Annotated in this window: 23 protein-coding genes; 18 read left to right on the top strand and 5 right to left on the bottom strand. The window is 70.3% G+C overall.

Going from position 1 to position 24435, the window contains the following annotated elements:
- The first annotated feature begins 22 nt into the window (after positions 1-22).
- The 10 genes from C6569_RS02200 (at position 23) to C6569_RS02155 (ending at position 10898) form a co-directional block, all read left to right on the top strand.
- Entirely contained in the window at positions 23-1726 is a 1704-nt protein-coding gene (locus tag C6569_RS02200; RefSeq protein ID WP_106747302.1) for a hydantoinase B/oxoprolinase family protein, read from the top strand.
- On the top strand, positions 1726-2589 hold the full coding sequence (locus C6569_RS02195) for an FAD binding domain-containing protein (RefSeq protein WP_106747301.1): 864 nt from the start codon (positions 1726-1728) through the stop codon (positions 2587-2589). The genes C6569_RS02200 and C6569_RS02195 overlap by 1 nt, the downstream gene beginning before the upstream one ends.
- Entirely contained in the window at positions 2589-5345 is a 2757-nt protein-coding gene (locus C6569_RS02190) for a molybdopterin-dependent oxidoreductase (RefSeq protein ID WP_106747300.1), read from the top strand. Before C6569_RS02195 ends, C6569_RS02190 begins: the two co-directional genes overlap by 1 nt.
- A gap of 250 nt (positions 5346-5595) precedes the next feature.
- The gene (locus tag C6569_RS02185; protein ID WP_106747299.1) at positions 5596-7104 is read left to right on the top strand and encodes a 6-hydroxynicotinate reductase; all 1509 of its coding nucleotides are present in this window, start codon (positions 5596-5598) and stop codon (positions 7102-7104) included.
- Entirely contained in the window at positions 7101-7556 is a 456-nt protein-coding gene (locus C6569_RS02180; RefSeq protein ID WP_106747298.1) for a MarR family winged helix-turn-helix transcriptional regulator, read from the top strand. Before C6569_RS02185 ends, C6569_RS02180 begins: the two co-directional genes overlap by 4 nt.
- A 2-nt stretch (positions 7557-7558) precedes the next feature.
- Entirely contained in the window at positions 7559-8425 is an 867-nt protein-coding gene (locus tag C6569_RS02175) for a UPF0280 family protein (protein WP_106747297.1), read from the top strand.
- The gene (locus C6569_RS02170) at positions 8422-9003 is read left to right on the top strand and encodes an amino acid synthesis family protein (RefSeq protein ID WP_106747296.1); all 582 of its coding nucleotides are present in this window, start codon (positions 8422-8424) and stop codon (positions 9001-9003) included. The genes C6569_RS02175 and C6569_RS02170 overlap by 4 nt, the downstream gene beginning before the upstream one ends.
- A 57-nt stretch (positions 9004-9060) precedes the next feature.
- Positions 9061-9348, top strand: a complete 288-nt coding sequence (locus C6569_RS02165; RefSeq protein ID WP_106747295.1) for a BrnT family toxin — start codon at positions 9061-9063, stop codon at positions 9346-9348.
- Positions 9329-9679: a helix-turn-helix domain-containing protein gene (locus C6569_RS02160; RefSeq protein WP_106747294.1), complete on the top strand. Its 351-nt coding sequence runs from the start codon at positions 9329-9331 to the stop codon at positions 9677-9679. The genes C6569_RS02165 and C6569_RS02160 overlap by 20 nt, the downstream gene beginning before the upstream one ends.
- Before the next feature lie 88 nt (positions 9680-9767).
- Entirely contained in the window at positions 9768-10898 is a 1131-nt protein-coding gene (locus C6569_RS02155; RefSeq protein ID WP_106747293.1) for a CaiB/BaiF CoA transferase family protein, read from the top strand.
- Here C6569_RS02155 and C6569_RS02150 read toward each other — a convergent pair whose 3' ends face one another.
- Complete coding sequence (locus C6569_RS02150) at positions 10899-11525, bottom strand: histidine phosphatase family protein (RefSeq protein WP_181313879.1); 627 nt, start codon at positions 11523-11525, stop codon at positions 10899-10901. It lies immediately after the preceding gene.
- A 126-nt stretch (positions 11526-11651) separates the two neighbouring features.
- Between C6569_RS02150 and C6569_RS02145 the strand changes: the two genes are divergently transcribed.
- Entirely contained in the window at positions 11652-12653 is a 1002-nt protein-coding gene (locus C6569_RS02145; protein ID WP_106747291.1) for a WD40 repeat domain-containing protein, read from the top strand.
- Positions 12654-12657: 4 nt separating this feature from the next.
- On the opposite strand, the gene C6569_RS02140 is transcribed toward C6569_RS02145, so the two are convergent.
- The 3 genes from C6569_RS02140 to C6569_RS02130 all read right to left on the bottom strand — a co-directional run bounded on the left by C6569_RS02140 (position 12658) and on the right by C6569_RS02130 (position 16853).
- Positions 12658-15438 carry a DUF2339 domain-containing protein gene (locus C6569_RS02140; RefSeq protein WP_106747290.1) on the bottom strand — a complete coding sequence of 927 codons (2781 nt, stop codon included), beginning with the start codon at positions 15436-15438 and terminating at the stop codon, positions 12658-12660.
- Between the two features lie 164 nt (positions 15439-15602).
- On the bottom strand, positions 15603-16127 hold the full coding sequence (locus tag C6569_RS02135) for a tyrosine phosphatase family protein (RefSeq protein WP_106747289.1): 525 nt from the start codon (positions 16125-16127) through the stop codon (positions 15603-15605).
- A gap of 102 nt (positions 16128-16229) precedes the next feature.
- The gene (locus tag C6569_RS02130; protein ID WP_106747288.1) at positions 16230-16853 is read right to left on the bottom strand and encodes an HD domain-containing protein; all 624 of its coding nucleotides are present in this window, start codon (positions 16851-16853) and stop codon (positions 16230-16232) included.
- Between the two features lie 158 nt (positions 16854-17011).
- Here C6569_RS02130 and C6569_RS02125 point away from each other — a divergent pair, with 158 nt between their 5' ends.
- Positions 17012-18022 carry an acetyltransferase domain-containing protein gene (locus C6569_RS02125; protein WP_106747287.1) on the top strand — a complete coding sequence of 337 codons (1011 nt, stop codon included), beginning with the start codon at positions 17012-17014 and terminating at the stop codon, positions 18020-18022.
- Positions 18023-18425: 403 nt separating this feature from the next.
- Here the strand turns inward: C6569_RS02125 and C6569_RS02115 are convergent, their stop codons facing one another.
- Positions 18426-19022 (bottom strand): DNA-3-methyladenine glycosylase I, encoded by a 597-nt coding sequence (locus tag C6569_RS02115; RefSeq protein WP_106747285.1) that lies wholly within the window; start codon positions 19020-19022, stop codon positions 18426-18428.
- Positions 19023-19181: 159 nt separating this feature from the next.
- On the opposite strand from C6569_RS02115, the gene C6569_RS02110 reads away from it, so the two are divergent.
- The 6 genes from C6569_RS02110 (at position 19182) to C6569_RS02085 (ending at position 24435) form a co-directional block, all read left to right on the top strand.
- Positions 19182-20354 (top strand): ABC transporter substrate-binding protein, encoded by a 1173-nt coding sequence (locus C6569_RS02110; RefSeq protein ID WP_106747284.1) that lies wholly within the window; start codon positions 19182-19184, stop codon positions 20352-20354.
- A gap of 191 nt (positions 20355-20545) precedes the next feature.
- Complete coding sequence (locus tag C6569_RS02105) at positions 20546-21469, top strand: branched-chain amino acid ABC transporter permease (RefSeq protein ID WP_106747283.1); 924 nt, start codon at positions 20546-20548, stop codon at positions 21467-21469.
- 3 nt (positions 21470-21472) lie between these two features.
- Positions 21473-22444, top strand: a complete 972-nt coding sequence (locus tag C6569_RS02100; RefSeq protein WP_106747282.1) for a branched-chain amino acid ABC transporter permease — start codon at positions 21473-21475, stop codon at positions 22442-22444.
- The gene (locus C6569_RS02095) at positions 22441-23196 is read left to right on the top strand and encodes an ABC transporter ATP-binding protein (RefSeq protein ID WP_106747281.1); all 756 of its coding nucleotides are present in this window, start codon (positions 22441-22443) and stop codon (positions 23194-23196) included. The genes C6569_RS02100 and C6569_RS02095 overlap by 4 nt, the downstream gene beginning before the upstream one ends.
- Complete coding sequence (locus C6569_RS02090) at positions 23193-23711, top strand: MarR family winged helix-turn-helix transcriptional regulator (protein WP_106747280.1); 519 nt, start codon at positions 23193-23195, stop codon at positions 23709-23711. Before C6569_RS02095 ends, C6569_RS02090 begins: the two co-directional genes overlap by 4 nt.
- 22 nt (positions 23712-23733) lie before the next feature.
- Positions 23734-24435 carry an ABC transporter ATP-binding protein gene (locus C6569_RS02085; protein WP_106747279.1) on the top strand — a complete coding sequence of 234 codons (702 nt, stop codon included), beginning with the start codon at positions 23734-23736 and terminating at the stop codon, positions 24433-24435.

Raw genomic sequence — 24435 nt, 5'->3', positions numbered from 1 at the left:
TCGGAACGCAGCAGGAGGCCGCATGACCCTCCACACCCCCACCGTCATCGACGCCCTCACCCTCGCGGTCATCCAGGCCGGCCTGCAGCAGGTCTGCAACGAGATGGACATCGCCTTCTCGCGCTCGGCCTTCTCGCCCGTCATCGCGGAAGCCGACGACCGCGCCGACGGCATCTACGACCGCGACACCGGCGCGCTGATTTCGCAGGGCGAATTCGGCCTGCCGGTCTTCGTCGGCACGATGCAGCACTCGACCGGCCACATCATCCGCCTGATCGGCGAGGGCAAGGCGGGCAAGCCGGAGCCCGGCGACATCTACATCGTCAACGACCCCTATCTCGGCGGCACGCACCTCATGGACGTGCGCTTCGCCAAGCCGGTCTTCGTCGACGGCGCGCTGTTCTGCTGGCTGCAGAACACCGGCCACTGGCCGGACATCGGCGGCATGGTGCCGGGCGGCTTCTCGGCCCATGCCACCGAGGTCGAGCAGGAGGGCCTCCGCCTGCCGCCGGTGAAGCTGTTCAAGCGCGGCGCGATGGACCAGGAGATCTTCGCGATCATCTCCTCCAACATCCGCATCGCCGACCAGCGCATCGGCGACATCAAGGCCCAGGCGGCGGCGCTGCTGGTGGGCGAAACCCGACTGATGGACCTCGTGGCGAAATACGGAACCGCGACTCTGGACGAGGCGATCCGCCAGATCCGCGCCCGCTCGGCCGAGCGGATGCGGGCGGAGATCCGGGCCATTCCCGACGGCGTCTACCGCTCGGAAAGCTTCGTCGATTCCGACGGCGTCGTGAACGAGCCGCTGCGGATCGCCCTCACCGTCACCAAGGCCGGCGAGACGATGACCTTCGATTTCTCCGAGTCGTCCCCGCCCTGCCAGGGGCCGATGAACTCGGTCTTCGCCACCACCTGCTCCTCGGTCTATCTCGGCGTGAAGCACATCTTCCCGGACGTGCCGATCAATTCCGGCGCCTTCGAGCCGCTGACCGTCCTCAAACCCGAAGGCACTTTCCTCGACGCGCAATATCCGCGCCCCGTCTCGGGCTGCGCGGCGGAGGTGTCGCAGCGCATTGCCGAGGCGGTGTTCCTCGCCCTCGTCCAGGCCATTCCCGACAAGGTGACGGCGGCGCCGGCGGGGACCTCCGGCAATTTCGCCCTGGGCGGCTTCGACCCGGCGAAAAAGGCCGGCTATGTCATGTACCAGATCACCGGCGGCGGCTATGGCGGCAACGCCGCCCATGACGGCCTGACCAACGGCTGCTCGACCATCGGCATCTCCAAGACCGCGCCGGTGGAGGTGATGGAGCAGTATTATCCCGTGCTGTTCCGCCGCTTCGCCCTGCGCGAGGGCTCGGGCGGCGCCGGCAAGGCGCGCGGCGGCTTCGGCGTGCACTACGAGGTGGAGCTGCTGCGCGGCGAGGCGCGCGCCTCCTTCGTCATGGACCACGGCCGCTTCGGCCCGCCGGGCGTGCTCGGCGGCAAGGACGGCGCGCCGAACGTCGTGAAGATCCACCGCGGGACCGAGACGACCATTCCCGAGCACCTGTCCAAGGACCAGGGCTTGCGCATCCGCGCCGGCGACCGGGTCGAGGTGATGACGCCCGGCGGCGGCGGCTACGGCGACCCGGCGAAGCGCGATCCCGCCGCCGTCGCCCGCGACGTGGCGCGTGGCTACTACACCGCGGCCGAGGCCGAGACCCTGTGGGGACGGAGGGGCTGATGAGCTATTTTCGTCCGACCAGCCTCGCCGAGGCCATCGCCATCAAGGCCGGGAAAGACGTGACCGTGCTCGCCGGCGGCACCGACGTCTATCCCGTCCGCACCGCCCGGCGGGCCTGGGGCGACCCGGCCCACAAGCCGATCCTCGACATCACCGCCGTGCCCGGCCTGAAGGGCATCGCCGAGGAGGCCGATCACGTCCGCCTCGGCGCGCTCACCACCTGGAGCGACCTTGCCCGCGCCGACCTGCCGCCGCTCTTCGACGGCTGGCGCCGCGCGGCGCGGGAGGTCGGCGGCCTGCAGGTGCAGAACCTCGGCACGCTCGCGGGCAATCTCGTCACCGCCTCGCCGGCCGGCGACGGCATCCCGAACCTCATGGCGCTCGACGCCATGGTTGAGGTCGTCGGCAAGGCTGGCACGCGCGCCCTCCCCGTTCAGGCCTTCTCGACCGGCTATCGCACGACGGCGCTGGCGCCCGACGAGATCGTCACGGCGCTCATCGTGCCGAAGCTCGCCGGCGCGCGCTCGACCTTCCTCAAGCTCGGCGCGCGCAAATATCTCGTCATCTCCATCGCCATGGTCGCCGCCGTGATCGCCACGGACGAGGCCGGCAGGATCACCGCCGCACGCATCGCGGTCGGCGCCTGCTCGGCCGTGGCACAGCGGCTGACGGCGCTGGAGGTGGCGCTCGTCGGCCGGCCCCTCGCTGAAGCCGCAGGGCTCGTGATCAGCGACCACCTCGCCGCCTTGCAGCCCATCGACGACGTGCGCGCCACCGCCGCCTATCGCCGCGCGGCGGCCGAGGCGCTGGTGCGCGACGCCCTCGCCGACCTCGCCTCCCCCGCCGCCCGGAGGGCCGCCTGATGCTCGACCGTCCCGCTGCCACGCCGGTCAGGCTCACCGTCAACGGAACCACCCATCCGGTTCAGGCCGAGCCCTTCGCCAGCCTCGCCGACACGCTGCGCGAAGGCCTGGGGCTCACCGGCACCAAGATCGGCTGCGACGCCGGCGACTGCGGCGCCTGCACCGTGCTGATGGACGGCGAGCAGGTCTGCGCCTGCCTCGTCGCCACGGCTCAGGCGGAGGGCCGCGCCATCACCACCATCGAGGCCTCGGACCCTCTCATCGACCGGCTGCGCGCGGCCTTCCTGGCCGCCGGCGCGGCCCAGTGCGGCATCTGCACGCCGGGCATGATCATGGCGGCGGCGGATCTCCTCACTCGCAACCCTTCCCCCGGCCGCGGCGAGATCGAGGACGGCATCGGCGGCGTGCTCTGCCGCTGCACCGGCTATGCCAAGATCATCGAGGCCATCGACGCGGTGGCGCGCGGCGCCAACGCCTATGCACCCGTGGCGGAGGCGGGCTGCGCGGTCGGTACCCGCATCGCCCGCGCCGACGGGCTGCCGAAGGTGCAGGGCACCGACCGTTTCGGCGCGGATTACGCACCGGAGGGCGCGCTGTGGCTGCGCGCCGTGCGCTCGCCCCATGCGCGGGCGCGCTTCACCCTCGGCGATCTCGCCGCGGTGAAGGCCGCTCATCCGGGGCTGGAAGCCATCCTCACCGCCTCGGACATTCCCGGCGCCAATGCCTTCGGCATCTTCCCAACCATCAAGGACCAGCCGGTGCTGGCGCCCGGCTTCGTGCGCTATCGGGGCGAGGCGATCCTTGCGCTCGTCGGCACGCGCGGGGCGGTGGAGGGCATCGCCGATGCCGACCTGCCGATCACCTGGCAGGTGGAGCCAGCGCTGATCGGCGTCGAGGCGGCGCTGGCCGCGGGCGCGACGCCGCTCCACGCCAACATTCCCGACAACGTGCTGACCCGCGGCTATCTCGAGACCGGCGACGTCGCCGAGGGCCACAAGCTCGGCGCCGCCACCGCCGAGGGCCGTTTCCGCACCGGCTTCGTCGAGCACGCCTATATCGAGCCCGAGGCGGGTTACGCGGTTAGGGTCGGAGATCGAATTGAAGTCACCGCCTGCACCCAGGCCGCGGTGATGGATCAGGAGGAGGTCGCCCGCGTCGTCGGCGTGCCGATGGCCCAGGTCCGCATCATCCCGACCGCCTGCGGCGGCGGTTTCGGCGGCAAGCTCGACGTCTCCATCCAACCGCTGATCGCGGTTGCCGCCTGGCTGACCAAAAAGCCAGTGCGCATCGTCTATTCGCGCACCGAGAGCATGGCCTCCACCACCAAGCGTCACCCTTCGAAGATCCAGGCGCGGATGTCGGCGGACCGGGAGGGCCGCTTCACCGCCTACGAGATGACCGGCGACTTCAACACGGGTGCCTATGCCTCCTGGGGGCCGACGGTGGCGAACCGCGTGCCGGTCCACGCAACCGGCCCCTACAAGGTGCCGCATGTGCGCAACGCCACCCGCGCCGTCCACACCAACGAGGTGCCGGCGGGCGCCTTCCGCGGCTTCGGCGTGCCGCAGGCGGCGATCGCCGGCGAGACGCTGATCGACGATCTCGCGGAGCGCCTCGGGCTCGACCGCTGGCAGATCCGCCGCGTCAACGCCATCGGCCACGGCGACAGGACCCCGACCGGGCAGATCCTCCACGCCTCCGCCGGACTGCCGGACTGCCTCGACGCGGTGAAGGCGGACTACGACCGGCTGATGGCGGAAGCCGCCGCGCACAATGCGAAAGGTGGCCGCACCGCGCGCGGCGTAGGCGTCGCCTGCATGTGGTACGGCTGCGGCAACACCTCCATGTCCAACCCGTCGAAGATGCGGATCACGCTCACCCGCGACGGGCGGCTGACCTTCCTCAACGGCGCCGTCGACATCGGCCAGGGATCGTCCACCGTCCTGCTGCAGATCGCGGCGGATGCGCTGGGACTGCCGCCCCAGGCCTTCGGCTTCGTCATCGGCGACACCGACCGCACCTTCGACGCCGGCAAGACCTCCGCCTCGCGCCAGACCTTCGTCTCAGGGAACGCCGCCAAACTCGCGGGCGCCGATCTCCGCGCGAAGATCCTGGCGCTGGCCAATGCCGGCCCCGCCGCGCGGCTCGCGCTCGTCGGTGACAGGCTGACCGTGGAGGACGGCGAGGCGAGCCGCACCATCGACCTCTCGGGCCTCGCCGCCGACGCGGCGGGCATCGTGCTCATGGGCGACGGCGAATACGACCCGCCGACCACCGCCCTCGACGCCAAAGGCCAGGGCATCCCCTACGCCACCTATGGCTTCGCCGCGCAGGTGGCCGAGGTGGAGGTGGACCGCCTGCTCGGCACGGTGAAGGTGACGCGCATCGTCGCCGCCCACGACGTGGGCCGCGCCATCAACCCGACACTGACCGAGGGCCAGATCCACGGCGGCATCGCGCAGGGGCTGGGCCTGGCGCTGATGGAGGAATATCTCCCGGGCCGCACAGAGAACCTGCACGACTACCTCGTTCCCACGGCCGGCGACATGCCGGAGATCACCATCCACCTCGTCGAGGACACCGAGCCGGAGGGGCCGTATGGGGCCAAGGGCGTCGGCGAGCCCGCGCTCGTCGCGACCGCCCCGGCCATCCTCGGCGCCATCCGCCACGCGGTCGGCGTGCGCATGACCGAGGTGCCGGTCCTGCCGCACAAGCTGTGGGCTGCGATGCAGGGCCAGAGGGAGGCGGCGGAATGAGCGTGCGGCTGCCTCATTGCTTGACCGGTCACCCTGCACGACCCGAGTGCGTCCTTCGAGGCTCGCTGCGCTCGCACCTCAGGATGAGGAGGTCGGGTGCATGGCAACAGAGGCTGCCAGTCGGAGCGCCGCGCACCTGGGGCGACGGCTGCTACAGGTCTCAAGCCTCCCTCATCCTGAGGTGCGAGCGCAGCGAGCCTCGAAGGACGCACTTGGCTGTTGCAGAGCGCACAATTTCAAGGAGGTCGCCATGACCGCCACTGACCATCTCTCGCTCGAGGCGCGCTCGAAGAAGTTCGGCGCCGCGGAAGGCGACGGCATCCTGCGCTGCGACGCATGCCCGGTCCTGTGCCGCATCCGCCCGGGGCGCTCCGGCGCCTGCTCACGCTACGCCAACGAGAACGGCCAGCTCGTACGCACCGACCCGGTCGTGCTGCTGGCCAGGGCCGTAGAGGAGGGCGGCAGGCTGGTGGAGTTCGGCAAGAACGACTGGGACGGCCAGGTGCTGGATCCCTCCCGCACCTTCGTCACCGCCATCGGCGCCGGCACCACCTATCCCGACTACAAGCCGGCGCCCTTCATCGTCTCGGCGGTTCACGAGGGCGTCGACACGGTGACCGTCGTGACCGAGGGCATCTTCAGCTATTGCGGCGTCAAGGTGAAGATCGACACCGACCGGCACCTCGGCCCGGAGGCCGCGCCCATCCGCGTCGGCGGCGAGCAGGTCGGCCACGTGACGACGGCCGAGTACGGCAGCCAGATGCTCTCCATCGGCGGCGTGCGCCACCTCACCGGCGGCTCCAAGAAGGAGGGCAACGTCACCTGCGACACCATGCTCAAGCTCTGCGCCGGCGAACCGGTGACCATGGTGATCGACGGCGGCCACGAGGTGGTGGTGGCGGCGAACCAGGCACCGATCGTCGACGGCAAGCCCGAGCAGCGGATGCGGGTGGGCTGCGGCTCGGCGACCGTCGGCATCTTCGCCAAGCAGTGGCTCGGCCATGTCGACGAGGTCATCGTCGTCGACGACCACATCACCGGCGTGCTGACCGAGCACCAGGCGGGCAAGGTGCTGGACATGCGGCAGGCCGGCATCCGCGTGCGGGGACGCAAGTCGACGCCGGGCCGCTACTTCCAGGTGGCCAATCCCGGTATCGGCTGGGGCGGTACGGACATCGAAGACCCCCTGTCGATCATCCAGAAGATCGATCCGGAGACCGCCTGGCCGGGCCTGCGCCTCCTCCTCACCTCCACCACCGGAGAGCATTTCCTCTATTGCGTGCTGGACGAGAACCTCGTGCCCCAACCCGCCCCGATCCCCGAGGCGGTGATGAAGGTGGTCGACCGCATCGGCGAGAATTGCGAGCCCTCGCTCTGCACCGTGCTGTTCATGGCGGGTGCGGGCGGGAGCCTCAGGGCGGGCGTCACCGAGAACCCGGTGCTGCTGACGCGCTCGGTCGCCTCCGGCGAGACGAAGGTCACCATGGGCGGCGCGCCGGTCTATCTCTGGCCCGGCGGCGGCATCACCGTCATGGCCGATGTGACCAAACTGCCGAAGAACGCCTTCGGCTACGTGCCGACGCCGGCCATCGTCGCGCCCATCGAGTTCACCCTGCCGCGGGCGCTCTACGAGCGGCTGGGCGGCCACATGGAGGACGTCGTCTCCATCGACGACATCCTGCGCGACGTCGCCCCGCAGGCGCGCATCGACGGCTGGGTCGAGGGCAATCCCTGGCCCTTCCCGGAGAAGCGCCCATGACGGCGAAGCGATCACGGCGCGCCGGCGAGGCGGCGAGGACGCCTTATGTCCTCGAGGAGCAGATCGGCTTCCTGATCCGGCGCGCTCACCAGCGCGCCAGCGCGATCTTCGAGCAGGTGATGGAGGGGCTGGACGTCACGCCGGTGCAATATGCCGCGCTCGCCAAGCTGCACGACCTCGGGCCGACCTCGCAGAACCAGCTGGGGCGCATGGTGGGCATCGATCCCGCCACCATGTTCGGCGTCGCCGGTCGTCTCGCCAAGCGCGGCCTCGTGTCGCCCTCGGTCGACCCCAACGACGCCCGGCTCGTGCTGCTCGAGCTCACGGCCACCGGCCGCGAGACGGTGGAGGCGATGAAGGCGCGCGGTCCCGAGGTTTCGGCTCGCACGCTCGAACCGCTGTCGGCGGAGGAGGCGGAGACGCTGCTCGCCCTGCTCGGGCGGATCGGCTGACCATGTGGGACGCGCCCTCCGTGCAGCGCCTCGACGGCGACAGGTTGCATCTGCAGCACGGACCGATCGACGTGGTGCTGCGCGCCTGGGGCGCGTCGAGCGCGGTGCGCGACGCCTATGAGGCGGTGATCGCCCGATTCGGCGGCATCCTTCCGGAACTCGCCGGCGAGCTCGTGGAGCTGCGCAAACCCATGGCGGAGCGGCCGGAGGTGGAGACGCCGGTGGCAAAGCGCATGGTCGCGGCCTGCCGGCCCCATGCGGGGCTTTTCGTCACGCCGATGGCGGCGGTGGCCGGTGCCGTGGCGGACGAGCTGATGGAGATCATGGTGACGGCGGCACCCCTCGACCGCGCCTTCGTCAACGACGGCGGCGACATCGCCGTCCACCTGACCGAGGGCGAGACGATGGAGGTGGCGGTGGCCGCCGACTTTTCCGGCGGCGCCATCCCCGCGCTCAACGGACGCATCACCCTGACGGACCGGGACGGGATCGGCGGCATCGCCACCTCCGGCGCGCAGGGGCGGTCCTTTTCGCTCGGCATCGCCGATTCGGTGACGGTGCTCGCCCGCGACGCCGCCTCGGCCGACGTGGCGGCGACGCTGATCGCCAATGCGGTGGATGTCGACGACCCGCTGGTCGGCCGCAGCCCGGCCCGCCACCTCGACCCGGACAGCGACCTCGGCGACCTGCTGGCGACCACCGCCGTCGGCCCGCTCGCCACACCGCAGATCATCGCGGCGCTCGAAGCCGGCCGCGCGCGTGCCGAGCAGTTCCGCCGGCGCGGGCTCATTTTCGATGCGGCGCTGATGCTCCAGGGCGAGGCGCGCATTCTCGGACACACACGCAGCCTCAGGGAGATGAAACCATGACCATCGACGTCCGGAAGATCGTCGTCGGCGTCGAGGAGGTCCGCCACGACGGCGGACCGAAGCTCGACAGGCCGATCCTCAAGGGCTGGATCGCCGCCGTGCTGAAGAACCCCTATGCCGGCCGCTATGTCGAGGACATCCAGCCGACGATGGAGGCGCTCAAGCCCCTCGGCCTCGAATGCGCGACCAAACTGCTCGAGGCCCTCGGCGGCGACACCGCCGCCATCGAGGCCTACGGCAAGGGCTCGCTGGTCGGCGCTGCCGGTGAACTGGAGCACGGCGCGCTGTGGCACGTGCCGGGTGGCTATGCCATGCGCGAACTTCTCGGCGAGGCGCTGGCCATCGTGCCCTCCATGACCAAGGTGGGACCGCTCGGCGCCATCCTCGACGTGCCGATCCACCACCGCAACGCCGCCTATGTGCGCTCGCATTTCGACGGCGTGACCCTGATGGTGCAGGACAGCCCCCGCCCCGACGAGATCCTCTTCGCCCTTGCCATGACGACCGGCGGCCGGCCGCATCCGCGCATGGGGGGGCTGACGCAGGACCAGATTTCGAAGCGCGACGGCCAGAGGTAAGGCGAACGAACCACACTCCATGATTGCATATCATGCGGGATTTCCGTATGATATGTGATGGCGTCGTCGCTTGAGTTCGACTGGCATGACGGCAAGGCGGCGGCAAACGTCGCCAAGCATCGGCTGCGATTCGATCGAGCCGTAGCGGTCTTTGCGGATCCCGACCGTGTCGACTTTGATGTGTCGCGGGCAGAAGACGGTGAGGTTCGTCGCAAAACCGTTGGTCGATTGGACGGTCGGCTGACGACCGTCGTCTACACGCTCCGGGGCGACGTGCATTGGGTGATTTCGGCGCGACGAGCAAACAAGGCAGAGGAGCGGCGATATGGCCAGGTTCACACTTGATCCACGAAACCCGCCGCGGCTGTCGCCGGAAGAGGCAGCCCGCCTCGACGCCATGACGCCGGAGGAGATCGAGCAGAACGCGCTCGACGATCCGGACAACCCACCCTCCACCGAGGAGGAACTGGACCGCGGCGTCGCCGGCCGGCGCGTCCGGCTGCTGCGGCAGTCGCTGAACCTCAGCCAGCCGGCCTTCGCCGAGCGCTACCGGATCAATGTCGCGCGCCTGCGGGACATCGAGCAGGGCCGCACCATGCCGGACAGCGCCTTCCTCGCCTACATCACCGTGATCGAGACCGAGCGCGAGGCGGTGGACCGGGCGCTGGCCTCCTGACCTCAAGCCTGCTCCCCGGCAGGGCCTCTGGACCGGACGGGCCGGCTGTCTCTATGGAGGGGCTTCCGTCTCTCGCGTGAGCCTGCCCATGTCCTCGCAGACCGATCTCGCCGGCCTCCTCGTCGTCTCCGTCGAACAGGCGGTGGCCGCGCCCTACGCCGCCTCGCGGCTCGCCGATGCCGGCGCCCGCGTCATCAAGATCGAGCGCGACGAGGGCGACTTCGCCCGCCGTTACGACCGGGCGGTGGACGGCGAGAGCGCCTATTTCGTCTGGCTCAACCGGGGCAAGGAATCGGTCGTGCTCGACCTGAAGGATGCCGGCGACCAGGCGGTGCTGGCGGCGATGGTGGCGAAGGCCGACGTCTTCATCCAGAACCTCGCGCCGGGCGCGCTGAAGCGCATCGGTTTCGACATGGAGACGCTGCGCCGGCGCCACCCCCGGCTCATCACCTGCTCCATCTCCGGCTATGGCGAGGAGGGCCCCTGGCAGCACCTGAAGGCCTACGACCTGCTGGTCCAGGCGGAATCGGGCCTCTCGGAGATCACCGGCGAAGGCGATTCGCGCGCGCGCGTCGGCGTCTCGGTCTGCGACATCGCTGCCGGCATGACCGCCTACCAGGCCATCCTTCAGGCGTTGATCGGCCGCTCCATCACCGGCGAGGGCCGGCACATCGCCGTGTCGCTCTACCACGCGCTCGCCGACTGGATGAACGTGCCCTATCTCCAGTACGCCTATGGCGGCATCTATCCGCCGCGTTCGGGCCTCAACCACCCGACCATCGCGCCCTATGGCGCCTACCCTTGCGCCGACGGCAAGGCCATCCTCTTTTCCATCCAGAACGAGCGGGAATGGGTCTCGCTCTGCGAGAACGTGCTCGCCGACGCCTCCGTGGCAACCGATCCGCGTTTCGACGCCAATGTGAAACGGGTCGCCAACCGGGCCGACCTCGACGCCATCATCCTCGCCGCCTTCGCCCGCCATCCGCGCGAGGCGGTGGTGGAGATGCTGGAAAAGGCGAAGGTCGCCTATGGCCGGGTGTCCTCGCTCGACGACCTCAAGGTCCACCCGCAGAACCGCTATATGGAGGTGGAGACCCCCGCCGGCCGCAAGCGCATGCTCGCCCCGGGCGCCCTCCACGACGGGGCCATCCCGCAGTTCGGCCCGGTGCCGGCGCTCGGCGAGCACACCGCCAAGGTGAAGGCCGAATTCGGCGGCTGATCAACCCGCCGCGGTCGCTTCCCAGCCGCCGGTGGTGCGCGAGAACAGGATCGGCGTCGCGTTGCGGCGCAGTTCGGTGTGCAGGTCGACCCCGGTGAGAGCGGCGAGCACCAGCAGCACGCCGCCGTGCGAGACGATCAGCAGGTCGCCCTCCGGATCGTCCTCCAGCGACATCCAGCGCGACAGGGCGTGGCCGGTGCGGTGGACGAAGGTCGCCAGGCTCTCGCAGGCCGGCGGATCGACGCGCCAGTCGAGCGTGCCGACCGGCGTGCCGAAGAGGCCCATATACATGCGCTCCTGCAAGGCGGCGTCGGGCTCCGGCACGATGTCGCGGCCGTCGGTGACGACGGCGGCGGTCCGCCACGCGCGCATCATCGGGCTCGCCGCCACGCGGCAGATCGAGGCGAGCGCCAGGATCGAGGCGGCTTCGGCGGCCTGGGCCTCGCCGGCCGGGTTCAGCGGCGTGTCGGGAAACTGGTAGATGCCCTTGCGGTTGCCCTCGGTCTCGCCGTGGCGGAGGAAGATCAGCCGCGACAGGCGCGGGCGGAACGGCACGGCCCGCACGTGGTCCTGGATGGCGTCGTAACCGAGCGTCGGGGCGACCTGGGTCGGTGTTCCGCTGGCCAAGGGGCTTCTCCTCGCAAAATCGGGCGCTGGCATGGACCAGCCCGGCGGCGATGTCAAAGGGGCCGGAGGCCCTCATCCCCTGTTCTCCCCCTCGCCTTCCGACGGACCTTCGGCTAGTCAGGGGACATGACGACCGCCGCGCAGCGCCCCTCCATCCGTGACCGCATCCGCCCGATAGAGGCCCGGGAAACCGTGCTCTCCGCGCATTTTCTCGGCGCCGAGGCCGTTCTCGTCCTCGCCTCCGGCGAGATCATCCTGGCCGGTGACGGCGACCGCAGGATACCCCTGCACGAGGGCGGGATTCTCGACGCGGCCTGCGACGGGTCGCTGCTGCTGACCGGCGGCGATGACGGCCTGGTGCTGGCGCTCGACCGCAAGGGAGACCTGCGCCGCATCCACGACAGCGGCGGAACCTGGATCGACCGGGTGGCGCTCGGCCCGAACGGGGCGATCGCCTGGAGCGCGGGGCGCAAGGCCTTCGTCGCCCAGCCGAAGGGCGATCCCATGAGCCTCGCCCTGCCCTCGGCGGCGGGCGGCCTCGCCTTCTTCCCCAAGGGGCTGCGGCTGGCCATCGCCCACTACAACGGCGCGACGCTCTGGTATCCCAACGTCAAGGGCGACCCGGTGAAGCTGGAGTGGAAGGGCTCGCATCTCGGCGTCACCGTCAGCGCCGACCAGCGATTCGTCGTCACCACCATGCAGGACGCGCAGCTCCACGGCTGGCGGCTCGAGGACGGCCAGCACATGCGCATGTCCGGCTATCCCGGCAAGGTGCGCTCCTTCTCCTGGACCCAGGGCGGCAAGTTCCTGGCGACGTCGGGCGCGAGCGAGGCCATCCTCTGGCCCTTCTCGGGCAAGAACGGCCCCATGGGCGCCACCCCCACCATGATCGCTCCCGCCGCCAAGGCGGGGATCAAGGTGACGCAGGTGGCGGGCCATCCGCAGGCGCCGGTCATCGCGGCCGGCTTCGCCGACGGCCTGATCCTGCTCTGCCGCATCGAGGACGGCGCCGAGATCCTGATGCGCGAGCCGGACGGCGACGCGGTGACGGCGCTCGCCTGGCGCGCCGACGGCAAGGCCGTCGCCTTCGGCACCGAGGGCGGCAAGGCCGGCCTCGCCACCCTCTGACGGTTCATACTGCCGGCGGTGGCGCAGCCGGCGTGCGCGCCTGTGCGATGCCGAGGACGCGCTGGTAGACCCGGCCTACGACAAGCAGGACGAGACCGAGGCCGATGAAGGACAGGGCGCGCCACAGACCGGTGAGACCGGCCATGTCGACGAGGAAGACCTTGAGCACGGCGAGCGCCACCATGGCCGCCGAGGCCAGGCGCAACGTGCGGCTGCCGAAGGCGGCGCCGGCGCCGAGCAGCGCGATGCCCACCGCCAGCCAGACGGCGGAATAGGCGTAGAGCTCGCCGTCGCCGATGCCCCAGAAGGACACCTCGCCGCGCGCCAGCATGGCCACGGTGATGTTGAGATAGTTGACCAGCATGGCGAGGCCAACGAGACCCATGACGCGGCTCTCCATCGCCCGGCCGGCGCGCCGCTCCAGCATGGCCGCGCCGAGCGCCAGCACGGCGCCGAAACCGTAGCCGAGCAGGGCCCAGTTCACCACCGGATGGGCACCGACGTCGGCGCCGGTGACCCAGGGGTTGCAGGCGAAGCCCATGACCACGGCGATCCAGGCCCAGGAGGCGTAGCGGACGACGAGGACCGCATTGTCCCAGAAGACGCCGCTGCGCATGCCGGCGAGACGCGACAGGCCGAGCCCGAAGGCGAGCATGGTGACGGTATGGGTCGCCGCCTCGGGGAAGCGCATGGGGACGGCGAAAAGGCGGAGCCCGTGGGCGCCGAAGGCGTGGCGCACCTCGACGATCAGCAGCAGCGCCGTGAAGACCAGCGCCAGCGCCTCGAGGATGCCGACGGGCGCATCCTCGCCGCGCCGCCGGCGCAGCATCCAGGCGGCCGCGGCGGCGCTGAGGGCGGGCAGTCCGTAGCCGGGCAGCAGCCAGTTGAACACCACGGTGGAGCCCACGTCCGCCCCGTTGATGGCGGGGTCCCAGATCACGCGCAGCAGGACGCCGCAGCCGGCCAGGGCCGCCACCCAGCGCAGGTGGGGCAGCGGCCGGAAGGTGTAGACCCAGGCGATGCCGGCGATCATCGCCGCCAGGGCGAGGGTGAGCCAGGCGCGGTCCAGGAGCAGCGTCAGGGCGAAGGCGAGCGCCGCCAGCGCGCCGATGGCATAGAGCGCCGAGGCGGAGGCGAGGCCCGGCCGGCGGCCGGACCTGAGGCGGTGGGCCGCCTCGGTGGCCGCGCCGAAGCTTGCCGCCAGCACCATGGCCAGCGCCGCGAAGCGGGGCGAGATCACGAAGCCGTCGACCTTGCCGTAGACGACGGCGAGCACGGCGAGGGGCATGAGGACGGAGGTGGCGACGAGCGTCAGCACCACCCAGGCCTCGCGCTGGCGCCGCGCCACGGCGAGGACGGCCGGGACGATGCCGAAGAGCAGTGCCATGGCGAGGCCGGACCAGACGATGCGGGTGAGCACGTCCGGGAATTCAGGCGGAACGCCGAGCGGATCCACCAGCGTCGAGGGCCTGACGCCGACCGACCAGCCGAGGAGGATGAGCAGGGCGAAGAGCCCGGTGACCGGCGCCGCCGGGGCAACCGACGGCGCGCGCCAGACAAGGGCGAGAACGGCGAGCGCGAGGAGCAGGAACAGAGCGATGGCGGCCATGCCCTGCCGGCTCTCCAGAACGGCGAGCATGGCGAGGAAGGCGAAGGCGCAGAGGATGGCGGTGGCGCCGGCATCGGCGCCGCGCTCGCGATAGGCAGCGAAGCGGATGCCGGGCACCACGAAGAGCGCCGCGGTGGCGATGCCGGCCAGCGCCTGGACGAGGCTCGGATAGGCGCCGCCCGAGGTCGCGACGAGGGTCAGGGCGCCGAGCCCGACGGCGACGCCGGTCGCCGCGAGGCGCAGCCACAGCCAGTCCCGGATCCAGGCGAGGGTGAAGCAGGCGGCGGTGATGACCGCCGCATAGACAGGGAAGACGTAGGGGTTGGGATCGTCGGCGGCGACGAGGAACGGCGCGGCGAAGGCGGCGACGAGGCCGATGGCGCCGAGCAGGGGGCCGTGCACACCGGCGAGCACGAGCGTGCCGAGGCCGACCGCGCCGAGGGCGACGAAGGTCGTTGCCGGGCCGATGAAATCGTAGAGCGCATGGGAGGCGTAGATGGTGGCGAAGGCGGCCACCGCGCCGGCACCCGTCAGCGCCGAGGGGATGTCGGCGACGGGGAGGGTCGGCAGGCCCTTGTCGTTGCGGCGCAGCCACTCGCCGCCGGCCAGCAGGGCGAGCGAGAAGAGGAAGCCGAGGGCGATGCGCATGCCGGGGCCGACGAGGCCCTGCTCGATGGAATAGCGGACGAGGAAGATGCCGCCGAGGCCGAGCGCAATGGCGCCGACCCAGACCGCCCAGCGCGAGCCGATGCTCTCCTCGAAGCCGCCGAGGCCGGCCGCGGCGGGCGCGGGCGGCGGAGGCGGCGCGGGCGGGGCCTCCATCGGGTCGATGGCTTCCAGCGGTCCCTTGCTGGCGACCGCCGGCACCGAGCGGCGGACGAAGGCAGGCTCAGGAGCCGGTGCGGTGTCGGTAACCTCGGGCTCCGCCGGGATGGCGGGCTCCGGCGGGGCCACGAACGGAGCGACTTCGGCCGGCGGAGAGGCCGGTGTCGCCGACGCGCCGGCGGCGAGCGCCGCGCGCAGCAGCCCGAGCTCCGTCTCCGCCTGTGACAGCCGCATCTCGACGCCGTCGAGCCGCCGCTTGGCGTCGCCGGAGCGGACGAAGGCGGCGATGGCCATGATGGGCACGCCGAGAACGACCGCGACCGCGAGGAGGATGCCGAAGGCGAAACCCATGCTGTGCGGCCCCCCTGATGGCCGGAATCACGTGGTGGCGGCAGCGAATTGCGCCGCCGATATTCCGCCAGATGCGGCTTCAACATTTCGGCGCGATGGCGCGCGACGGGGCGATTGTCACCGCGGGATGTTGCGATCGCGTTGTCGCAATCGCGGCAATGCGGTCAGCGGCCGAGCCGGAGCGCGAAGGGTTCGCCCTCGAAAGCGTCGCGGCCGCGGCCGATGCGCTCGATGGCCGAGACCATGCGGCCGTCGCGGCCGAGCATGCGATCGGCGATGGTGACGAGGCGCAGGTTGGGCGTGGCGCTGGGGCTGAGCCGCCGGAGTTCGCCGGCAAGCGCCTCTTCGTCCTCGGCCGGATTGATCGCGCAGGCGGTGATGTAGGCGGCGGCGGTGGAGCGGCTGATCCCGGCCCAGCAATGGACGACGAGCGGGCTCCGCGCGCTGTGGCTGCTCCACCAGCCGTCGACGAAGCCGAGCAGGCGCTCCACATGGGCGTCGGCGGGCACGATGTAGCCGTCCATCGGCGCGACGATGTCGTTCATGCCGAGGAAGAGGTGGTCGTCCACCGCGACCGTCGCCGGCCGCTCGACGGCCGTGCCCTGGTTGATCAGCGTGACGACATGGCGCGCGCCGGTCGATTCGACCGTCGCGGCGAGCCTGGACAGCGAACAGACGTGAACCTCCATGACCCTGTCCTCCTGGTGCCCGCATGGCTTTCCGCCTGATAGCGCGGGATCGATGACGGAACGATGCGGCAGATCGCACGGGCCGGCAATGCCGGCCGGCGCTCAGGCCGCGAGTGCGGCGAAGCGGGCGAGATAGGCCGCCTTGGCGCTGTCGGAATCCATCGGCACCAGCACGGGCGGCACGCCCCGCTCGCCGCCGAAGACGCCGGTAGGGGCGCCGAAGATGCCGGTGGCCTCGTCGTGGCCGAAGCCGGCGAGCTGGGTCGCCTCGAGAAAGGCGGCGACGTGGTCGGCCTTCTTGGTGAGGGTGGCGATCTCGGCCGGGGCCGCCGCCGGCAGGCCGAAGCGGATGTGGATGGCGCCCATCAGCCGGGCCTCGACCGTCTTGTAGTCGCCGCCGATCACCGCCTTGAAGGGCGAGATCATGTCGCCGATGACATATTCGGGCGCGTCGTGCAGCAGCACGGCAAGCCGCCAGCGCGCCTCGAGGCCAGGCTGCATCCGCGCCGCGATCTCCTCCACCAGCAGGCAGTGCTGCGCCACGGAGAAGACGTGAGGGCCCGTGGTCTGGCCGTTCCAGCGGGCGACGCGGGCGAGGCCGTGGGCGATGTCCTCGATCTCGACGTCGAGGGGCGAAGGGTCGAGCAGGTCGAGCCGTCTGCCGGAGAGCATGCGTTGCCAGGCGCGCGCCGGGCGCTGGCGGGGGGACGGGGAGCGGGTGGCCATGGGCCCTTCCTGCCCGCTTCGCCCGGCGCGGGCAAGCCGGGTTTTGGCAGCAGCGTGGCGCGAGCGGGAACGACGTGCCGGTGGACGGGGGAACGCGGAGCGGATAACCGGGTTCACCCCGCTCGCGCGCCGGCGCGGAGCTCGCGTGAGGATGCCGCATGACCCCCGCCGACACGGCAAGCCTGCCGCCGCGCCCCGCCGACACCCCGCGCCGCCCGCGCATCGCGCTCGCCGACATCGCCCGCGGCGCGGCGCTGGTCGCGATGTTCGTCTATCATTTCGCCTGGGACCTCTCCTTCTTCCGTCTGATCGCCACCGACATCGTCGCCCATGCGGGCTGGCGCTGGTTCGCCCATCTCATCGCCGGCTCGTTCCTGGCACTGGTGGGAGCGAGCCTGGTGCTGGCGACGCGCGACGGCTTCGACCGGGCCGCCTACCTGCGGCGGCTCGCCCTGGTGGCCGGCGCGGCGGCGCTGGTGACGGTCGGCACCTATCTCTTCATGCCCGACGCCTATGTGTTCTTCGGCATTCTCCACCACATCGCGGTAGCGAGCGTGCTCGCCCTGCCCTTCCTGATGCTGCCGAGCCTGGCGGTGGCGGGCGGCGCCATCACCGCCTTCGCCCTGCCGGCCCTCGTCGCCCATCCCGTCCTCGACGCCGATCTCCTTCTCTGGCTCGGCCTCTCCGACCGCCCCATCCGCTCCGGCGATTTCGTGCCGCTGTTCCCCTGGTTCGGCTGCGTGCTGGCGGGGATCGTCGCGGCACGGGCGCTGCTGTCGTTCGTCGGTGAGGAGCGGCTCGCCGCGGTTCGCGCCGAGGGCGGCGCGGGGCGGCTCCTCACGACCATGGGGCGGCATTCGCTGCCGATCTATCTCGTCCACCAACCACTGTTCATCGCCCTCATCTCCGCCTGGATCTGGCTCTTCCCGGCGTCAGTGCATCGTGGGCCGGCCGCCGGCGACGCGCAGACGCGGCCCTTCGTGGAAGCCTGCATGCGCACCTGCGTCAGCAACGGCCAGGAGGCCGATCTCTGCCGCGAGGCCTGCGAATGCACGGCGGACCGGCTGAAGCGCGACAACCTCTGGGGCCAGGCGCTGTCGGGGCAGATGAGCACGACCGAGCGCGCCCGCGTCGGCGACATCGCGCGGATCTGCACGCGGGGAGAATGAGGCGGGCGGGAGCTGCGCGTCATCAGGATGGAAGGACACCGCCCCTTCCGTCATGCCCGGGCTCGGCCCGGGCATCCACGACTTGAACACCGGAGCGGGAAGGGAATTCGTGGATCCCGGGACAAGCCCGGGCATGACGGTGGTGGTTCGTGAGCGACTTTTGTCACAGGACGCCCTGCACGACCCCAGTGCGTCCTTCGAGGCTCGCTGCCGCTCGCACCTCAGGATGAGGGCGTTTGTGACCGACATCCGGACCGAAGGCGGTGTGACGGGCGCACTCCACCTCATCCGCGGTGCAGTTCTCCCCCTTCCTCATCCTGAGGTGTGAGCTGCCGGCGATGCGTCGGCATCGTCCGGCGGCGAGCCTCGAAGGACGCACTTCGTCCCTGCAGGTCGCCCCACCTCACCCCAGCGCCTTCATCTCCTCGTGGCGGAAGCAGCCGACCATGTGGTCGTTGGTCATGCCGACCGCCTGCATGAAGGCGTAGACGATGGTGGGGCCGACGAAGGAGAAGCCTCTCGCCTTCAGGTCCTTCGACAGTTTCTGTGCCACCTCGGTCTCGGTCGGCACCTGGCTGCGGTCGCGGAAATCCGGCTGCAGCGGCCGCCCGTCGACGAACTTCCAGAGATAGTCGGAAAAGCCCTCGCCACGGCCCATCATGTCGCAGTAGATGCCGGCGGCCTTCACCGTGCCGACGATCTTGGCGCGGTTGCGGATGATGCCGGGGTCCTCCAGCAGCGCCGCCACCTTCTCCGGCCCGTAGCCTGAGACGACGTCCGGCCGGAAGCCGTCGAAGACCTTCCGGAAATGCTCGCGCTTGCGCAGGATGGTGATCCAGGAGAGCCCCGCCTGGAAGCCGTCGAGGATGAGCTTCTCGAACAGGGCGCGGTCGTCGCGCTCCGGCACGCCCCAGTCGGTGTCGTGATAGGCGACGTAGAGCGGATCATAGCCGGGCCACCAGCACCGCGGCTTGCCGTCTGCATGATCGGTGAGCAACATTCGGGTCTCCTGCCGAATTATTTTACACTTAAAATATTTTTGGCGGGTGGGGTTGTTCGCGAAAATTCCACGGCGATAATGCCTTCGCATTGGCCGCGACCACGGACAAGCCCGGGAGCGGTCTTCGACCCGAGCAAGGCTCGGGGTGGGAGGTTTTCGATGAAGCGCATCCTTCTCTCTCTGGCGCTGGGGGCAGCGATGCTCGCCGGTCCCGCCCAGGCCCAGGAGCCGATCCGCATCGGCGTGATCCAGACGCTATCCGGCCCTGCTGCCGTCCTCGGTCAGCAGGCGCGCGACGGCCTCCAGCTCGCCGTCCGCCAGCTCGGCGGCCGCATGGGCGGACGCGAGGTCCAGGTCATCGTCGTCGACGACGAGCTGAAGCCGGACGTCGCCGTGCAGCGCGTCCAGGCCCTCATCGACCGTGACCGCGTCGACTTCGTCGTCGGCCCGATCTTCTCCAACATCCTGCAGGCGATCCACGCGCCGGTGGTCAATTCGCAGCGCACCTTCCTGATCAGCGCCAATGCCGGCCCGTCGAGCTATGCCGGCCGCGGCTGCCACGAGAACTTCTTCGTCACCTCCTACCAGAACGACCAGGTGCACGAGGTGCTCGGCGCCTATGCCCAGCGGCAGAACATGAAGAAGGTGTTCCTGCTGACCCCCAACTATCAGGCCGGCCGCGACGCCATGGCCGGGTTCAAGCGCCATTTCCGCGGCGAGATCGTCGACGAGGTCTATGTCCCGCTGAACACGCTCGACTTCTCCTCCGAGCTCGCCCGCATCGGCTCCTCGGGCGCCGACGGCCTCTTCACCTTCATGCCCGGCGGCATGGGCGTGAACCTCGTCCGCCAGTACGGGCAGGCCGGCCTCACCCAGCGGGTGCCCTTCCTCTCCGCCTTCACCGTCGACGAGTCGACGCTGCCGGCCCAGCAGGACGCCGCCATCGGCATGCTCGCCGGCATGACCTGGGCGCCCAACATGGACAATCCGCAGAACAAGAAGTTCGTCGCGGATTACGAAGCGGCCTTCGGCTCGGTGCCCGGCTCCTACGCCATGCAGGCCTATGACGCCGCCATGCTGATCAACAGCGCGGTGGTCGCCACCGGCGGCAACCTGTCGGACCGCGCCGCAGTCCGCACCGCCCTGCGCAAGGCCGACTTCACCTCGCTGCGCGGCCGCTTCCGCTTCGCCAACAACCACTATCCCATCCAGGACTTCTACACGGTGCGCGCCGCCAAGCGCCCGGACGGCAAGTTCCAGACGGAGATCGTGGACCGCATCTTCGAGAACTACACGGACGTCTACGCCGCCCAGTGCCAGATGCGCTGGTGAGGTGACACGCGATCACCCTCTCCCCTCGTGGGAGAGGGTGGCAGCGTCAGCTGCCGGGTGAGGGGCCGACTGGTCCTCACCGACACCCATCGCCCCCGCGTCCGCGGCCGGGATCCTGTTGCCCGCCCCTCACCCGGCGCCTTCGGCGCCACCCTCTCCCACGAGGGGAGAGGGTTTCCGATCGGCCTGCGATGTCCTCCACGCTCCTCATCATCCAGACGCTGAACGGGCTGCAGCTCGGCGTGCTGCTGTTCCTCATCGCCGCCGGCCTCACCCTGGTCTTCGGCGTGATGGACTTCATCAACCTCGCCCATGGCGTCCAGTACATGCTGGGAGCCTATCTCGCCGCCATGTTCGTCGCCTGGACCGGCAGCTTCTTCATCGGCATCGCCCTCGCGCTGATCACGGCGCTCGCCTGCGGCCTGGTTCTCGAGGTGGCGGTGATGCGCCACCTCTACGACCGCGACCACCTCGAACAGGTGCTGGCGACCTTCGGCCTCATCCTGTTCCTCAACGAGGGCGTGAAGATCGTCTGGGGCGCCGCGCCGCTGCAGGTGCCGATCCCGCCCTCGCTGTCGGGCACGATCCGCATCGCCGACGGCGTGCTCTATCCGGTCTGGCGCCTCGCCATCATCGGCTCGGGCCTCGCCGTGGCGCTGGGGCTCTACCTCGTCGTCGCCAAGACGCGGGTCGGCATGCTGATCCGCGCCGGCGCCACCAACGCGCCGATGGTCTCGGCGCTCGGCGTCGACATCCGCCGCCTGTTCATGATCGTCTTCGGCTTCGGCGCCATGCTGGCGGGCTTCGCCGGCTGCATGGCCGCCCCGGTCTTCTCGGTGGAGCCGGGCATGGGCGACAACCTGCTCATCCTCGCCTTCGTCGTCATCGTCATCGGCGGCATCGGCTCCATCCGCGGCGCCTTCGTCGGCGCGCTGCTGGTCGGCCTCGTCGACACGCTGCTGCGCTCCTTCTCGGTCGACCTGCTGCGCCTGTCGGGCCTCTCGCCCTCGGACGCGCGCACCATCGGCCCGGCGATTGCCTCCATGTCCATCTACATCCTCATGGCCGCCGTGCTGTTCTTCCGGCCGACCGGCCTCTTCCCGGCCAAAGGCTGAGCCATGGCCGAAACCCCCGCCCCCGCCGCCCTGCCCGCGACACCGCCGCTCTGGCGCCGCATCTGGCTGCCGGTCGTGGTCTTCGCGCTGCTGGCGCTGGTGCCCTTCGTCTGGTCCGAGCGCTTCATCCTGGGGCTCGTCAGCCGCGCCATGATCATGGCCATCGGCGCGCTGTCGCTCGACCTCATCCTCGGCTACGGCGCGCTCGTCTCCTTCGGCCACGCCGCCTTCCTCGGCATCGGCGCCTATGCGGTGGCGATCCTGTTCTCCCACGACATCGTCGACGCCTCCATCGCCTTCCCGGTGGCGATCCTGGCGGGCGCGCTCTTCGCCCTCGTCACCGGCGCCATCTCGCTGAAGACCCGCGGCGTCTATTTCATCATGATCACGCTCGCCTTCGGGCAGATGGCCTATTTCACCGCGACGAGCCTCTCGGCCTATGGCGGCGACGACGGCCTTCGCATGTTCCACCGCTCCGAGGTCTTCGGCACCCGCATCCTCGCCAACGACACCGCCTTCTACTTCGTGGTGCTGGGAACGCTGGTGCTCTGCTTCCTCCTGCTGAAGGCCATCGTCGGCTCGCGCTTCGGCCGGGTGCTGCGGGGCGCGAAGGAGAACGAGCGGCGCATGCGGGCGCTCGGCTTCGACCCGTTCCGCTACCGGCTCGCCGCCTATGTCATCGCCGGCGCGGTCTGCGCGCTGTCGGGCGCGCTCTTCGCCAATCTCGGGATGTTCGTCGCCCCGGCCTACATGACCTGGCAACGCTCGGGCGAGTTCATCGCCATGGTGGTGCTCGGCGGCATGGGCACGCTGATCGGCCCGATCATCGGCGGCATCGGCGTGACGCTGGTGGAGGAATGGCTGGCGGCGCTGACCCAGCACTGGAAGGTGATCTTCGGGCCGATGGTCATCCTCGTCGCCATCTTCGCGCGCGGCGGCGTCGTCAAGCTGCTGGAGCGGGGAGGTGGCAAATGACCGCGCCCATTCTCGCACTCTCGAACCTGCACAAGAGCTACGGCGCGCTGAAGGTGACGGACGGCGTGACGCTGGAGATCGCGCCGGGCGAACTGCATGCCATCATCGGCCCGAACGGTGCCGGCAAGACGACGCTGATCTCCGAGATCACCGGCGAGGTGGCGCTGGATGCCGGAACCGTCACCTTCGCCGGCGAGGACGTCACCGCCCTGCCCGTCCACGCCCGCGCGCTGCGCGGCCTCACCCGCTCGTTCCAGATCACCCAGGTGCTGCCGGGCTTTTCCGTGCTGGAGAACGTCGCGACGGCGGCGCAGGCCCATGACGGCTCCTCGTTCCGCTTCTTCCGCTCCGCGGGCGCCGAACGGCGGCTCAACGACACCGCCATGGCGGCGCTGGCGCAGGTGGGCCTCGCGCCGCGTGCCGGGACGCTCGCCGCCAGCCTCAGTCACGGCGAGAAGCGCCAGCTCGAAATCGCGATGGCGCTGGTGTCCGAGCCGAAGCTCCTCCTGCTCGACGAGCCCATGGCCGGCATGGGCCGGGAGGAGACCGAGCGCATGGTCGACCTGCTGATGGCGCTCAAAGGGCGCTATCCCATGGTGCTGGTCGAGCACGACATGCACGCGGTGTTCCGCCTCGCCGACCGCATCTCCGTCCTCGTCTACGGCCGCGTCATCGCCTCCGGCAGCCCCGAACAGGTGCGCGCCGAACCCGCCGTGCGCGAGGCCTATCTCGGCGAGGAGGAGTTCGCATGAGCAGGCCCGACCTCGCCATCGACGCCGAGACGCGCCTCGCCCACCAGTCGGGCGACACCCGGCCGGAGCTGCGCCTCTGGCTGCGGCTCCTGACCTGCACGACCATGATCGAGCGGGAGATCCGCCGCCGCCTCGCCGAGCGCTTCCAGATCACCCTGCCGCGCTTCGACCTGCTGGCCCAGCTCGACAAGTCGCCGGAGGGCATGACGCTCGGCGACATCTCCCGCCGGATGATGGTGACCAACGGCAACGTCACCGGTCTCGTCGCGCGCATCGCCGAGCAGGGCTATGTGGAGAAGCGGCGCGACGCGCTGGACGGGCGCGCCCAGCGCATCGTCATGACCGAGAAAGGCCATCAGGACTTCGCCCGCATGGCGCGCGAGCACGGTGCCTGGGTGCGCGAGCTCCTCGCCGACGTCGACCCGACGGAGCGCGAACTCTTGATGGGGCTGCTGGCCAAGACCAAGGCCTCCGTCGCCCGCGCCACGGCGGCGCGGATGGAGGGCGGGGCGTGAGGACACAGAACCGGAACCACCCATGCTGAGCGTCTCCAACCTCGAGGCCGGCTACGGCGACGTGCAGGTGCTGTTCGGCGTCTCTCTCCAGGTGGCGAACGGCGAGGTGGTGACCCTGCTCGGCCGCAACGGCATGGGCAAGACCACCACGATCAAGTCGATCTTCGGCCTGTTGAAACCCGCCGCCGGCGCCATCGCGGTGGACGGGGTGGCGCTCGCCGGCTCGCCGCCCTTCAAGATCGCCCAGTCCGGGCTCGGCCTCGTGCCGGAGGGCCGGCAGATCTTCCCCAATCTCGACGTCGAGGAAAATCTCGTCGCCACCGCGGCCAACAGGGCGAAGCGCGAGCAGGCCTGGACCCTGGAGCGGGTCTATGAATTCTTCCCGCGGCTGAAGGAACGCCGCCGCAACATGGGCAACCAGCTCTCGGGCGGCGAGCAGCAGATGCTCGCCATCGGTCGGGCACTGATGACCAATCCGAAGCTGCTCGTGCTCGACGAGGCGACGGAAGGGCTCGCGCCGGTCATCCGGGCGGAGATCTGGGGCTGCCTGTCCCGCCTCAAGCAGGACGGCCAATCGATCCTGGTCATCGACAAGAACGTCGATGCTCTGGTCAAACTGGCGGACCGGCACCTGATCCTCGAGAAGGGCCGGATCGTCTGGGAAGGGACCAGCGGCGATTTCCTCGCCAGTCCCGACCTGAAGGACCGCTACCTGCACGTTTGA

The organism is Phreatobacter cathodiphilus (assembly GCF_003008515.1).
GTDB lineage: Bacteria > Pseudomonadota > Alphaproteobacteria > Rhizobiales > Phreatobacteraceae > Phreatobacter > Phreatobacter cathodiphilus.
The sequence above is the reverse complement of the archived record's forward strand: the minus strand, read 5'-3'. Positions and strand labels throughout refer to the sequence as shown.